This is a genomic window from Mucilaginibacter aurantiaciroseus, from assembly GCF_024055595.1.
GTDB lineage: Bacteria > Bacteroidota > Bacteroidia > Sphingobacteriales > Sphingobacteriaceae > Mucilaginibacter > Mucilaginibacter aurantiaciroseus.
Genome location: NZ_JAMXOF010000002.1, coordinates 232,202 through 245,469 on the forward strand (window position 1 = coordinate 232,202; position 13,268 = coordinate 245,469).

13 protein-coding genes are annotated in these 13,268 nt (G+C 44.9%); 9 read left to right on the top strand and 4 right to left on the bottom strand.

Annotation, left to right across the window (positions count from 1 at the left end; genetic code table 11):
• The first annotated feature begins 5 nt into the window (after positions 1-5).
• From NAF17_RS09100 to NAF17_RS09115, 4 genes are all read left to right on the top strand, one after another.
• Positions 6-281, top strand: a complete 276-nt coding sequence (locus tag NAF17_RS09100; RefSeq protein ID WP_252757693.1) for a hypothetical protein — start codon at positions 6-8, stop codon at positions 279-281.
• A 72-nt stretch (positions 282-353) separates the two neighbouring features.
• On the top strand, positions 354-1,016 hold the full coding sequence (locus NAF17_RS09105; protein ID WP_252757694.1) for a DUF2461 domain-containing protein: 663 nt from the start codon (positions 354-356) through the stop codon (positions 1,014-1,016).
• 21 nt (positions 1,017-1,037) lie between these two features.
• Positions 1,038-1,865: an OmpA/MotB family protein gene (locus NAF17_RS09110; protein ID WP_252757695.1), complete on the top strand. Its 828-nt coding sequence runs from the start codon at positions 1,038-1,040 to the stop codon at positions 1,863-1,865.
• Positions 1,866-1,958: 93 nt separating this feature from the next.
• Positions 1,959-2,789 (top strand): amidohydrolase family protein, encoded by an 831-nt coding sequence (locus tag NAF17_RS09115; protein ID WP_252757696.1) that lies wholly within the window; start codon positions 1,959-1,961, stop codon positions 2,787-2,789.
• Here the strand turns inward: NAF17_RS09115 and NAF17_RS09120 are convergent.
• Positions 2,777-4,129, bottom strand: a complete 1,353-nt coding sequence (locus NAF17_RS09120; protein ID WP_252757697.1) for an APC family permease — start codon at positions 4,127-4,129, stop codon at positions 2,777-2,779. The genes NAF17_RS09115 and NAF17_RS09120 overlap by 13 nt on opposite strands.
• A gap of 384 nt (positions 4,130-4,513) precedes the next feature.
• Between NAF17_RS09120 and NAF17_RS09125 the strand changes: the two genes are divergently transcribed.
• The gene (locus tag NAF17_RS09125) at positions 4,514-5,314 is read left to right on the top strand and encodes a glycoside hydrolase family 16 protein (protein ID WP_252757698.1); all 801 of its coding nucleotides are present in this window, start codon (positions 4,514-4,516) and stop codon (positions 5,312-5,314) included.
• A 71-nt stretch (positions 5,315-5,385) separates the two neighbouring features.
• On the opposite strand, the gene NAF17_RS09130 is transcribed toward NAF17_RS09125, so the two are convergent.
• The 3 genes from NAF17_RS09130 to NAF17_RS09140 form a co-directional block, all read right to left on the bottom strand.
• The gene (locus NAF17_RS09130) at positions 5,386-8,271 is read right to left on the bottom strand and encodes a glycoside hydrolase family 38 N-terminal domain-containing protein (protein ID WP_252757699.1); all 2,886 of its coding nucleotides are present in this window, start codon (positions 8,269-8,271) and stop codon (positions 5,386-5,388) included.
• An 84-nt stretch (positions 8,272-8,355) separates the two neighbouring features.
• Positions 8,356-9,168, bottom strand: a complete 813-nt coding sequence (gene truA, locus NAF17_RS09135; protein WP_252757700.1) for a tRNA pseudouridine(38-40) synthase TruA — start codon at positions 9,166-9,168, stop codon at positions 8,356-8,358.
• Between the two features lie 14 nt (positions 9,169-9,182).
• Positions 9,183-9,431 carry a hypothetical protein gene (locus NAF17_RS09140; protein WP_252757701.1) on the bottom strand — a complete coding sequence of 83 codons (249 nt, stop codon included), beginning with the start codon at positions 9,429-9,431 and terminating at the stop codon, positions 9,183-9,185.
• Between the two features lie 178 nt (positions 9,432-9,609).
• On the opposite strand from NAF17_RS09140, the gene NAF17_RS09145 reads away from it, so the two are divergent.
• The 4 genes from NAF17_RS09145 to NAF17_RS09160 all read left to right on the top strand — a co-directional run bounded on the left by NAF17_RS09145 (position 9,610) and on the right by NAF17_RS09160 (position 13,170).
• Positions 9,610-9,765: a hypothetical protein gene (locus NAF17_RS09145; RefSeq protein WP_252757702.1), complete on the top strand. Its 156-nt coding sequence runs from the start codon at positions 9,610-9,612 to the stop codon at positions 9,763-9,765.
• A 43-nt stretch (positions 9,766-9,808) separates the two neighbouring features.
• Complete coding sequence (locus NAF17_RS09150; RefSeq protein WP_252757703.1) at positions 9,809-9,976, top strand: alpha/beta hydrolase; 168 nt, start codon at positions 9,809-9,811, stop codon at positions 9,974-9,976.
• 183 nt (positions 9,977-10,159) lie between these two features.
• Entirely contained in the window at positions 10,160-11,083 is a 924-nt protein-coding gene (locus NAF17_RS09155; protein WP_252757704.1) for a PA14 domain-containing protein, read from the top strand.
• Between the two features lie 5 nt (positions 11,084-11,088).
• Complete coding sequence (locus NAF17_RS09160; protein ID WP_252757705.1) at positions 11,089-13,170, top strand: alpha-L-fucosidase; 2,082 nt, start codon at positions 11,089-11,091, stop codon at positions 13,168-13,170.
• Positions 13,171-13,268: the final 98 nt, after the last annotated feature.

Genomic DNA, 13,268 nt, shown 5'->3' on the forward strand with positions numbered 1-13,268 from the left:
TACACATGAAGAAGTTAAAATATTTTTACCTCGTATTGGTTTTTGGTTTATTGGTGATAAGCGTTGTGCCGGTTAAGGCCCAGTGTTCTACGTGCAGCGCCAATGTAGAATCCAACAGCAAAAGCGGCGATAACAAAACCAACGGACTTAACAGCGGCATTATGTACCTGTTGGCTGCGCCATACCTGGCTGTTGCTGTAGTTGGATACATTTGGTATAAAAAATACCGCCGTAAAGATGTTGACCTTAAAATCCGCCCTCAAAAGCTTAACTTAAATTAGGCGTTAGCTTATAGATAATGGTTCATAGATCATAGCGAACCGTAGTCGATCATTATAAAATGTATTTTTTGGATGATACAATCCCAAACGCTTGATTTTTTAAAAGAGCTTGTTGATAATAACAACAGGGAATGGTTCCAGGCTAATAAAGCAAAATACGATACAGCTCGCGAGAACCTGATTGAATTTGCCGCGAGCGTTATTGAAAAGCTGCATAAAGTAGACCCAACCGTTAGCGGCGATCTTGACCCTAAGAAATGTGTGATGCGCATATATCGCGACATCCGTTTCAGCAAAAATAAAACACCTTACAAAAACAACTTCGGCATTAGCTTGCCAACTTTAGGTTCTAAATTGGGCGGAGTGGAGTATTACCTGCAGATCCAGCCCGGCAAATCATTTATTGCCGGTGGTTATTGGATGCCCGAGGCCGAACACCTGAAGGCCATTCGCCAGGAAATTGATTACAACGCCGCCGACCTGAAGAAGGTGATAGATGAAAAGGAGTTTGTAAAACTCTTCGGCGATTTCCGTGCGCAGGATCAGCTGAAAACAACCCCTAAAGGTTACGATGCCAATAACGGGAACATCGATCTGCTAAAACTTAAAAGCTTTATCGTTTCGCATCCGCTTAAAGATAAAGAGGTAATGACCGCAAGTGCCGCACAGGATATTGTGGATATATGCAGCAAGCTATTCCCGCTGAATGTGTTTCTGAAGAATGCAATTGCTTAATACACTTAAACCCTATATAACATGAAGTTTAAACACCTGCTTTTAGCCGTTCTGTTTGTTTCCGCGCTGCAATCCTGCGTGGTAATGTCGCCCAAAAAGCACAAGGCTCTGTTGGCCGAGCGCGACTCTTTAGCCACCCGCACCGCCACGCTGGAAGAACAAGTATCAAAACTAATAGCTGATACCTCGCGCATCCGCCAGGAATTGGCTACGCTTAAAGGAAACTTCAGCGGCCTTAATAATAAATATACGGCCCTCGATAAAAACTACAACGCAAGCTCATCAAAAGTAACTCAGCTATCTACCGATCTGCAAAAACGCGAAGCACGCCTGAAAGAGGTGGAAGAGATTTTGCGCAAGCGCGATGAAGCGACAAACGCATTGAAGGATAAGCTACAAAAAGCCCTGCTTGGTTTCCAGCAAAGCGGCCTAACGGTTGATATTCGTAACGGCAACGTGTATGTGTCGCTGACGGATAAACTGTTGTTCCCGTCGGGAAGTATTGTGATTGACGATAAAGGTAAACAGGCGCTTAATCAACTGGCTGCGGTGTTGAACAAAGAAGCCAACATTAACATTTCTGTAGAAGGCCATACCGATAACAAAAAGATAAAAAACCTTGGCCAGATCAAAGACAACTGGGACCTTAGCGTATTACGTGCAACATCCGTAACCCGTTACCTTACCGAGACCGAGAACATCGACCCTAAACGCGTAACCGCGACAGGTAAAGGGGAGTTCCAGCCGATTGATACTGCTAATACTGCCGAAGCATTATCAAAAAACAGACGTATAGAAATTGTGCTCACCCCAAAACTGGATGAGCTATATAACCTGATCACCAAATAGACTTACATATTTGACAAAATCCCCCAATATATAGGGGGATTTTTTTTGCCTTATTATTTCGATATTGTGTGGCTATACCACCAATATAAACCCATGTTAAAGATTGACAGTCACCAGCATTTTTGGCAATTCCATCCCGTTAAAGATGCCTGGATAACCAACGACCTAAAAGTTATCCAACGCGACATGCTGCCTGAGGATGTTGAACCCATAATGCCAGAGCACGGCATATTAGGTTCCGTAGCTGTACAGGCTGATCAATCCGAAGCGGAGAATGATTTTTTATTGGGCCTTGCCGATAAGCACAGCTTTATAAAAGGTATTGTAGGCTGGGTAAACTTTAAAGCAGATAATATCGAAGAGCGCTTAGCCTACTACAGCGGCATTAAACTCATAAAAGGTTTCCGCCACATATTACAGGCTGAGCCCGATGAGCAATTTATGCTGGATGAAAAGTTTATGAAGGGCATCAGTTTATTAAGCAAGTACAATTTTACATACGATATCCTGATCAAACCAAATCACCTGCCTTATTTAAAAACTTTGGTTGCGGCTTTTCCTGATCAAAAGTTTGTGATAGATCATCTGGCTAAGCCATATATTAAAAATATTGAAATAAGCAGATGGAGAGAGGATATACAAGCCATAGCAATACACCCCAACATATCCTGCAAAATATCCGGTATGGTAACCGAAGCCGACTGGGCCAACTGGAAACCCGGAGATTTTACCCCGTATCTTGATGTCGTATTTAATGCCTTTGGTATTAAAAGGGTAATGTTTGGCTCCGACTGGCCGATGTGTAATTTAGCAGGGGGCTATGAGGGTGTTTTAAGTATTGTAGAAAGCTATATGAGCCGCTTGAGCCTAAACGAGCAGGAGCTATTTTGGGGCAAAAACGCGATGGATTTTTACGCCTTGTAATTCGCCGGTTTAAAAGGCCACTCCTTATTCATGTTGGCTTTTATGAAGTAGACAATAGTACCCAATGCAATGGCGCTTAAACCACCCAATACCATATGGAAGCCCGTAGATAACAATATACCGAACCACATTGCTATTGCCAGGAAAATAGGGATAGGAAATAATGGCATTTTATAAGGGAAATTTATTTCACTTTTGGCCCGGCGTAGGAGGTACAGCCCCAGGGCTTGTGATATAAATTGGATCAGGATCCGCATGGCTAATATGGCGCTGATCACATCGCTGAGCTTAAATAGCAGGCTAAATACTAAGGCTATCCCACCCAAAAACAACAACGATACGTAAGGGAAATTACCCGTTGGGTGCAACTTGGCAAATACTTTAAAAAACGCACCATCCGCCGCCGCCGCGTAAGGGATGCGGCTATAACCCAATGTGGCTGAGAATACTGATGAAAAGGCAACCAGCAATATCAAACAGGTAACAATTTTTGCCGAGGTATGCCCGGATAATTGCTCCATAAATTCGCTTACCACAAACTTACTGTCCTTAGCATGTTGCCAGGGTATTACGCTTACCACGCTCACATTCATCAGCATGTAAAGGATAGCGATACCTGCTATAGAAATAAACATACTCTTCGGTATGTTTTTAGATGGGTTGATGATCTCGCCACCCAAATGGCATACATTATAGTAACCCAGGTAGCTGTAAACGCTTTTTACACTAGCAAAACCAATAGCCGCCACAAAAGCATAATTTACCGTTAAGCCGTCATTAATATGTTTTATGGGGGCTAAGAAATTGCCATGCGCTAAGCCACCGGCTATTATCCAAATCATGGTAAGTATTACGCCCACCCAAAGTATCACGCTAATTTTTCCTATCGATTCAATCTTACGGTATAGCAAAGCCACAATACAAATTACCACACCACCGCTCATTAGCTTAGCTTCTATGGGGGATAGGGGAAGTAAATAAGAAAAGTATGCCGCGAAACCAATAGCTGCCGAAGCGATAACCAGCGGTGCCTGGATCATGGTTTGCCAAACAAACAAAAAACTCATGAGTTTGCCCGGGCCGTTTTTGCCGTAAGTTTCTTTCAAAAAATTATAGGAACCACCTGCCATGGGGAAGGCTGCGCCAAGTTCGCTCCAAACCATGGCATCAATAAATGAAAGCAGCGCACCCGCCAGCCAGGCATACAAAAACCATGGTCCGTTCATCATACTGATCACCATAGGCAGGGTAATGAACGGCCCGATGCCAACCATATCGGTCATGTTTATGGCGGTAGCTTGTGCCAGGCCAAGGCGGCGTACCAGGGAAGTTTCAGCCATTCGTTTCTATCAGCGGGAATAAGTTTCAGTTAATAGTACAAAAATAACTTTATGCAGCAAGGGTCAAAATTTATTGGGTCAGGCATTTGTAAGGAGTTTTGCTTTGCATAAAATGTGGATGGCGTAAAATCAACCCTTATTAAATACAGGTAATAAGTATTTAAACATTAAAAAAAATTTTAAAAACCCTTGGTAAAAGCTTTTAATCGTACGCACTTGTTTAAAAAGCGTATTAAATATAAGTTAATTAGTTAAATATTATTTGCCCTAATGGCGGCTGTATTAAACTTATAAATAACACAATGTGCCGGGGTAAACGATATTGGTTTGCCTATCCTGATTTTTTTGTATTTGAATAATTAACCCTTTAAATCATTCATAACCATGAAAAAAATTTATTGCATTGTATTTGTAGCGCTATTTGCTGCCGCATGTACCAAAGAGAAAACGGCAACTGTTGCCCCGCAAAGCGCCAAGGCCCCGGAGAACGCCACCGCTGTAACGCAAGGCACAAAGCGCGACCAGGCCACCATTTCCTGGAGCGGCTACACCTGGAACGTTAAAGCACCCGCAGGCACTGAAGGCCCCGGCCCCAATTATTGGAGCGGTAATAACGTTTGGGTGGATGCGAACGGCTGGCTGCATTTAAGGGTATCTAAAAATGCCTCCAACAACCACTGGGAGTGTGCCGAGATCTCCAGCGCCACCAACTTTGGCTTTGGTACTTACCAATGGCAAATTGACGGGCCTATCGCCAACCTGGATAAAAACATTGTACTTGGCTTGTTTGATTACTCGGGCATCGATGGTCGCGACGAAATAGATATCGAATTTGCAAGATGGGGTAATGCGGCATGGCCAAACCTAAACTATACCATTTTTCCTAAGGAAGGTGATGCACCTGCCCCGGCAAGTTACTCGCAGGAGTTTTCTACCCCGGGCGGCACATATACTACACACCGTTTCAAAAGAACAGCTACCAGCGTGGTATTTAAAAGCCTTTACGGTTTCCAAAGCGGCGATACCAACCTATTCTTGACCAAAACCTTTAACAGCCCCGGCACATCCATCAGCGGCAAAAGCATGCCGGTATTGTTAAACCTATGGTGCTACAACGGCCTTGCCCCGTCAAACGGACAAAGCGTAGAGATTGTGATCCATAGCTTCACTTTTACAGCAAATTAATACCCTCTCCCTCATCATAAAAAAGGCCGTCCCGGCATCTCGGGGCGGCCTTTTTGTGATGCAATAGATTGCTATTTTGTTTCTATCCTGATGGTTTTTATTCCCTTACCGGGGATGGTAAACGTATTATCTAAGGTTGTTCTTTTGTCCTCCGCTAAATTGCTGTCCCAAAGTTTAATGCCCGTGGTTTGTTGCGGGGTAACGTTTACGATGCTTTCTGCATCGCTTGTGTTTACGATCATCACGATAGTGCCTTTTCCATCATCTGCCGGTTTTAAAATTTCGGTGTAAATGTTATTGCCGGTAATTTTAAAGGGCAAACCCTGTTCGTTAGCTGTTGCCGCGGCCACAATTAATGGCTGATGGTTATTAAGCCCCTGTTGGTTTGCTTTCAGGCTGTTATAACCTTGCTCGTGCGCCTGTATAAAGTAACGGAAGGTGGCTACACCATCCTGGTCGGCTTTAAAGTTGGTATGCCAAAGGTTATTCATCACCCACGAATAGATGCCCGATGATTGCGGGGTGAACGATAACCATTGCGGCGCAAAATGCAGCCCGCCCAGGAGGTTATCCGTGGTAATCTTGCCTATCTCAAACAAAGGAGCGTCCGGGCTGCTCCAGGTAACACCATAGTCGGCGTTCGACACATCTACCCAGCGTTGCTGCGTGTACCAGTTATGGTTAGCATTTGGCAGCTGATCAGCTTCGGCGGCAATACTTCCCCATGGAATGCTGTAACGCACCTGCGCGTTTGGCACGTTAAAAGGAAACGCGAAATGTACGCTCTCTTTCCTGCGGATGGCTTTTTTATCAATGGTGTTGATCAGTTCCACCTTATCCAACCCGCTTACCAAACGGATCTCTCGGGTTAATCCGTTTGTGCCCGGCGCGTTGGATGTTACCAGTAAACTCACTACCAACGGGCCTTTTTCTTTAATGCTGATACGCGCGTTGCTGCTGCTTTGCAGGTTCTTCAACGTATCGCCCGGTAAATAAATGTACTGGTTAAGCGATGCGGTATCTGATACATAATTGCGTGTGCCTTTTACCAGTTTTTGGATATTTCCGTTAGCCTTATCAAGCACCACATTGTAAACGCCGTTGCTTAACGTATTCAGCGTAACAATAGCTTTTGCTTTGCTGTAAGCTTTGCCCGCGCTTATGGTAAAGGTGCTTTTACCCATCTGCGCAACATCATCCGCCAAAATAGCCAGTTCGCCGGTACTTAAGCGTTGCGATGGTATGCGCTTGCCCGATGCGTCTTTAACCGCGTCACCGGCTTTGCTAAGTGCGGCAGGTACATAAACCACATCGGTACGCGGCCACATTTGGGTATTGTACACATCAATGGTATTTGCTTTTGCTGATGCCGGTTTTAAAGCAAGCACCATCAACGAATCCGCCTTTTTTTGAGCGCTTAACGCAAACGACTGCTTTACCGCCCATTCGCTTTTAACCTTGGCATCATCGGGTGCGTCGGTGCTGTTGTAAGCCCCCCAGGTATGTTCGTTAAACAGCAGCAGGTTTTTCCAGGTGTTGTTAAATGCATTTACCGGGTAGGTAGCTTTGTTGCGGATGGCCCAGATGGCATCGCTTTGTTTCAACACATCTGATGCGTTGCGGTTGATGGCCGTTTCTTTTGCTGCAGATGATACGCCATCCGTCCAGTACTCGGTGTAATCGCCCTGGTAGCTGGGCAGCTTGTCTTTATACTTTTTTTCCAGATCTGTAAAGAATTGTTTTGTTGAGGTAATTATCAGCTTTGGGGATTCGAAATGTTCGTTCCAGGCTTTTACGGCATCGGGCAGTTCCGGGTCTATCGGCGCGTTATCGCTCATGGCCCAGGTAAGGATGCTCATATCATATGGGAAGCCCTTTTGCTCCAGGTCGTCAAGGTATTGGAACAGGTAAGGGTTCAGGAAATTTTCGGTCGGTTTGCCGGTGTAAAATGGTTTTGGCTCGTCAATGGTAAAAAAGTTAGGGATCTTGGTGCCTTTCAGGGCATAGCCGATAGAGTAGGGCTGGCATTGCCAAAATAATAGTTTTTCTTTACCCGATGGTGATACCCAATAGAAGGGTTTATCCTGCCATTTGGCCAGGTTGCCAATCCTGTCCGAAGCGTTTGGCCCGGATAGGAAATACTTGATCCCCGTTTGCTCTGCCTGCGCGGCCAATCCCCAGGAAGCGCCCGGTACATCCCCCTGGAACATCGTGTGGATCTCAATACCCTGCTCGCGCGCCAACCTTTGCGATTCTGCAAACATCTGCATCAACTGCCTTGAATCGGTTAAACTGGTATTGATGTTGCCATAAGCACCATCAAGGCTGATCCAGCCCTTTTTAACGGCATTCCAAAAGCGGGCCTTCTTTTCTGTTGATGACAGCTTCAGGTAATTATCAACCACCCATATAGCTTCGGTAGTCCATTTAAAACGGGCTTCGGCAGGGTAATTTTGGGTCTTTTCGGCAAGGGTAATGCTCTCTTCAATGTTTTCCATATGCAGTTTCAGCACCTTAGCCTGCGTATTGGTGTAGCCAATATCCACATGCGAGTGGGGGAGCACATAAACACTCCAGTTAGCACGTGCAGGTTCAACTATACAGCGGGCGGTATACGTTTGGTTGCCCGCTTTTAATATGACGATTGCCTGGGTAGAGATCTTAATGGCATCGCCCGGCAGGGGCAGTTCAAAAACATCCAGGCCATTTTTATTGGCCGGGATGCTGAGGTGATCAGTATGATTATTGAACGTTACGCTTACATCCGCGGCAGCATAGCTTTTGCCATTTTTAAAAAGCAGCCTTGCCAAGCGGCGGGTTTCGCCCTTATATTTTACATAAGCGATGGTTGGCTGCAAGGTTACCGAAGTAAAATTTATAGCGGGTGTTTGGCTATATGTAGTATTGTTGATACTTATTAATAAAAAAACTATCGCAAAAACAAGGCATTTCTTCATAGTGTATTGATTATGTTGCTGTTATAATTTTATGTAAGCAGGTTAGCGCTTTTGCAAGATAGAAAGAAAATCGACTAATTATACTTATGCTGATGAGACCGGGTTCCAGGTAGTATCGCCGGCAAGCATTTGGGTGAAATTGCTGCGCGATGGGATGTCGAGATAAGGATAGGTAACCTTGCTGAGGTATAAACCCTGCGGATAAGCCGGTTTAATTACCTGCGGCAATAACGGGTTTATTAAGTGTGCTTCAAACTCATCAACACTTAGTTTGCCGCTGCCAATATCAATGAGTTTTCCGGTGATGATCCGCACCATTTTCCCCAGGAAACGGTTGGCAGAAATGTGGAAACGGAGCCTGTCGCCCGCGTTATCGGTAAATATTTCCGCCTCGCTTATGTTGCAAATGGTGTGCTGGTTGCGCCCGGGCATTTTGCAGAACGCGAAAAAATCCGTATATTGTAGCAACAGTTTTGCCGCCCTGTTCATACTGCCCACATCCCAGTCTTTTACGGCGTACATCGAACTGAAACCACTAAGGAAAGGATCTTTATAGGTGTGGATAAAGTAGTCGTACCCACGCTGCACGGCATCAAAACGGGCGTGTTGCCGGCCATCTACCGGGATAATGTCAAACACAGCGATATCATCCGGCAATAAATTGTTCAGCCTGAACGCAAGGTCAAAATCCCAGGCATCATCAACATCCAAATGGAAAAAGAACTGGCTGGCATGCACCTGCGCATCGGTACGGCCACAGCCTATGATCTGTAAGGGCTTCTTAAATACCTGGCTCAGGCTTTTTTCTAAAACCTGCTGTACACCTATTCCATCGGGGTGGATCTGCCAGCCGCTGTAGTTGGTGCCATGGTAACCGATATGGAAAAAGTAGCGCAAGGCGGTGGGGATGATTATTCGGTTATTTCTTCATCCTCAGATTCCGCATCGTCGGTTTTCTCCGGCTTTGGCAGGTTTGCCTTCAGCATCACGCGGCCTTTTTTGGTTAAGGTACAGGCCGGTGAACGTTTGGCTTCTTCGCCCTTGCCAATATCTATCAGGTTGAATTTTTTTAGTTCCTGCAGATCTGGTTTGGTTAAGTTGATGGCGAGGCCTTTTTCGGCAATAACTTTTAGCGCGGCAACCACTTCTTCGTGTTTCATAAGTATCGTATTGTAGCTGCAAAGATAAGAATAAGAAAGGTCATCGCTCTTAATGCTTTGTATGGTATATTTAGGTGTTTGATATACGATAAGGCAATCATTGGGGTAAATTCGAAACCCCGCTTATAATTATAGAGGACAATATTGATCTACATCAATCACCTTTAAAAAAACCAAAATGAGCATGCTCAAAGTTAAAGGCGGTACCGAAATTTATTACAACCGCGAGGGCGCCGGGGTATCGCCAGGCATGTGCGACAATTGGTGGCGCCAGGGGATATTGGGCGGCATCAAGGCCCATTACGATCGTATCAGGGCGTTCTCGAAAAACTGATTTTACCGAAGACCTGAAAAGTGTTGATGTACCCGTACTTGTTTTGCGTGGCGATGACTACCGGATAGTACCCTACCAGCTTACCGGTGTAAAAGCCGCGAAGTTGGTAAAAGATGGTAAACTGATCACTTATCCAAGTTTTCCGCACGGCATGCCGACCACGGAAGCCGCAACGATCAACAAAGATCTGCTGGCATTTATTAAAGGCTAAAACAGGACGTTTAAAAGTCGTTTTTTGGTGAAAAATGGCGCTCTGAATTAAGTTTTCAGGGCGCTTTTTTTGTGATAATTTGTAAAATATCTGATACTATCCAATTTTTGCTAAATTGATTTAGTAAAATGTTTTTGTTTTGTACAAATTTGTTTTGTAAACCAATTATATCAGATCAATTAAATGTTTAAAGCCTTACGGTTTTTTTGTACGATATGCTTTTTTATACAGGTTAGTCTTGCGCAGCCTGCAAAAATAGTGGTTGGTAATACCACTATTTTTAAGGTAAACCAGGTGCTGCAAAGTAACATGGTTGTACAGCAAAACAAGCCATTTAAAGTATGGGGCGAGGCTGAAGCAGGTACAACTGCCTCTTTTAAAGCAGATTGGATTGCAGCCCCGGTAACTGTTGTAGCAAATGCGGATAGTAATTTTTTAGCCATAATCCCCGTACCACAGGCAAAACCCGGTGACTTTACCGCTCATCAAATAAGTGTCCAAAACGGTAAGCAAACCATTGTTTTAGCTAATCTGCTGATAGGCGATTTATGGTTTTTGAGCGGTCAATCTAACATGCAGTTCCCGATGAAGGAGGTTAAAGGTGCTGGTAATGAGGCAGCTAAAGTGCAGGATCCTAACATCCGCATACTGAACCCAAGCTTTAACTCGTTTTATAACTTGTCTATCAAGGGTTTCTGTTGGTATCAGGACGAATCTAACCGTACCGAGCGCGATAGTTACCTGCAATTGAAGGCCAAAGCCGATAGTGCTTTTACAACAAATGCTATTGCTGTCCATTCATCTGTAAATGCGCCATCTTTTGCCATCACTTACAGGGGCTATACTGAGATCCCAACTACTGGGGTTTATACTTTTTACCTTAATTGCGACGATGGCGGCATCTTTAAAATAGCCGGCCGCATGGTAGTTGATAACGATGACAACCACACTGCAATTGAAAAGAACGGGCAGGTGGCATTAGGCAAAGGCCTGCAGCCCTTCGCGCTTGATTTTATTGAAGGAGGCGGTGGTTTTGCGTTAAAGCTAAAATATAGTTTCAATGGCAGTGCTCCTGCAGAAGTACCTGCATCATGGTTTAAACACTAACATCTATGAGGAAATCTTTAATAGCAATTGCCCTTGTTGCGGCCGGCTTAAATGTTTCGGCACAGTATGCTCTTAAGCCTTATGGCGTATTACCCAAACAGCGGCAGCTAAACTGGCAGGAAACAGATATGTACTGTATAGTGCATTTTAGTATGGCTACCTATACAGATAAAGAATGGGGCTATGGCGATGAAGAGCCTGGTATATTTAACCCCAAAAGCTTTAATGCCATGCAAATTGTAGGCGCGGCAAAAGCAGGTGGTTTTAAAGGGATTGTGGTAGTAGCAAAACACCACGATGGGTTTTGCCTTTGGCCAACCAAAACTACCAATCATAACATTAGCAAAAGCCCCTACAAAAACGGCAAGGGCGATATCCTGAAAGAATACCAGTTGGCATGCCAAAAGCTGGGGATGAAAATGGCGGTTTACTGCTCGCCCTGGGACAGGAACAACGCCCTTTACGGCAAGCCAGAATATGTAACCAAAGTTTACCGTGAGCAGCTGAAGGAGTTATACAGCAATTACGGCCCGCTGTTTATGTCGTGGCATGATGGTGCCAACGGCGGCGATGGGTATTACGGCGGCACCCGCGAAGCGCGTAAGATAGACCGATCGACTTATTATGGTTGGGATACTACCTGGGGCATCACACGCAAAATGCAGCCCGGCGCATCTATATTTGGTGATGTTGGCCCGGACGTACGCTGGGTAGGTAACGAGGAAGGCCATGCCGGCGAAACCTATTGGGCAACTTATACACCCCACGCACCCGAAGAAGGCAAAGTACCTGCTAACGGATTTGTAAAAGATTATGAAGGTACAGAAGGCACCCGTAACGGCAAATTTTGGATGCCTGCAGAGTGCGATGTGCCGTTAAGGCGCGGATGGTTTTACCACCAGTCGCAGGATGGGCAATCAAAATCGGCTTACAACCTGGTTGACCTGTACTACAAAAGTGTTGGCCGTGGCGCATGTTTAGACCTGGGCCTGTCGCCAGATAAAGATGGTTTGATAACCAATGAGGATGTAAATATCCTGAAACAATTTGGCGGCATTTTAAAGCAAACCTTTGCCGTTAACCTGGCTAAAGGCGCATCTTTTAAAGCATCCAATATCCGCGGTAACAATAGCACCAAATTTGGCACATCATTTTTAATAGATAATAGCCGCTATACGTATTGGGCTACAAATGATAAGGTTACCAAACCCACTTTAGAAGTCGATCTGCACTTGGCCAAAACCTTTAACATTATCCGCCTGCGCGAGAATATTAAACTGGGGCAGCGTATAGAAGGCGCGGCTTTTGACGCCTGGATAGATGGAGGTTGGAAAGAAATTGCCACTGTGCCAAGCGTTGGCGCTAACCGTTTAGTACGTTTGCCTTATAACATCACCACAAGCAAAGTAAGGTTACGGATCACCAAATCGCCGGTGGCAGTTGCTATTAGTGATTTCGGCTTATTTAAAGAACCGGTACATTTGGTTGCGCCAATCATCAATCGGAACAAATTGGGCGAGGTGGCTATCACCACAGAAGCACCCGTCGGCAGTATCCGTTATACAACAGATGGTACACTGCCCACGGCTACTTCCCCGGCGTTCATCAAACCGTTTATGTTGGCCGAAGGCGGCGAAATAAAAGCGATTAGTTTAGATGGTAACAATAAACCGAGCGAGGTAAGTACGCAAGCATTCGGCTTGTCAAAAAGTAAATGGCAAGTTATCGGCGATGACGCCAAAAAGGCTATTGACGATGATGCCAATACCTTTGTAGCAAAATCAACCTCGTCAGAATTGGTGGTAGATTTGGGCGCAGACTACACAATAAAAACCTTTTTATATCTGCCAAGGCGGGATAAACAAACTGACGGCTTGGTAAGCGGTTATAGCTGGGCTGTAAGCAACGACGGTACCACATGGCAAACTGTTGCCGATGGCGAATTTTCAAATATCAAATCAAACCCAATAGAACAATTGGTGCCGCTGAAAGCCGCTGTGAAAGCCAGGTACTTTAAATTAACGGCTGTAAAACTTATCAGCGGAACAGGAATAAGCGCTGCAGAAATAGGCGTACAAGTAAAATAGTATGATATCAATGAAGAATAAATTAAGATTACTTATACCATTTGGCGCTGTACAGTTAGGGCCAACCCAGCTTTATCTCCTTAAGTAGCATGGAGCAA

Coding starts and splice junctions, on each gene's coding strand:
- NAF17_RS09125 (WP_252757698.1), top strand. CDS start 4,514: ATGAAAAAAATTTATTGCATTGTATTTGTAGCGCTATTTGCTGCCGCA.
- NAF17_RS09160 (WP_252757705.1), top strand. CDS start 11,089: ATGAGGAAATCTTTAATAGCAATTGCCCTTGTTGCGGCCGGCTTAAAT.
- NAF17_RS09115 (WP_252757696.1), top strand. CDS start 1,959: ATGTTAAAGATTGACAGTCACCAGCATTTTTGGCAATTCCATCCCGTT.
- NAF17_RS09155 (WP_252757704.1), top strand. CDS start 10,160: ATGTTTAAAGCCTTACGGTTTTTTTGTACGATATGCTTTTTTATACAG.
- NAF17_RS09110 (WP_252757695.1), top strand. CDS start 1,038: ATGAAGTTTAAACACCTGCTTTTAGCCGTTCTGTTTGTTTCCGCGCTG.
- NAF17_RS09105 (WP_252757694.1), top strand. CDS start 354: ATGATACAATCCCAAACGCTTGATTTTTTAAAAGAGCTTGTTGATAAT.
- NAF17_RS09145 (WP_252757702.1), top strand. CDS start 9,610: ATGAGCATGCTCAAAGTTAAAGGCGGTACCGAAATTTATTACAACCGC.
- NAF17_RS09120 (WP_252757697.1), bottom strand. CDS start 4,129: ATGGCTGAAACTTCCCTGGTACGCCGCCTTGGCCTGGCACAAGCTACC.
- NAF17_RS09140 (WP_252757701.1), bottom strand. CDS start 9,431: ATGAAACACGAAGAAGTGGTTGCCGCGCTAAAAGTTATTGCCGAAAAA.
- NAF17_RS09100 (WP_252757693.1), top strand. CDS start 6: ATGAAGAAGTTAAAATATTTTTACCTCGTATTGGTTTTTGGTTTATTG.
- NAF17_RS09130 (WP_252757699.1), bottom strand. CDS start 8,271: ATGAAGAAATGCCTTGTTTTTGCGATAGTTTTTTTATTAATAAGTATC.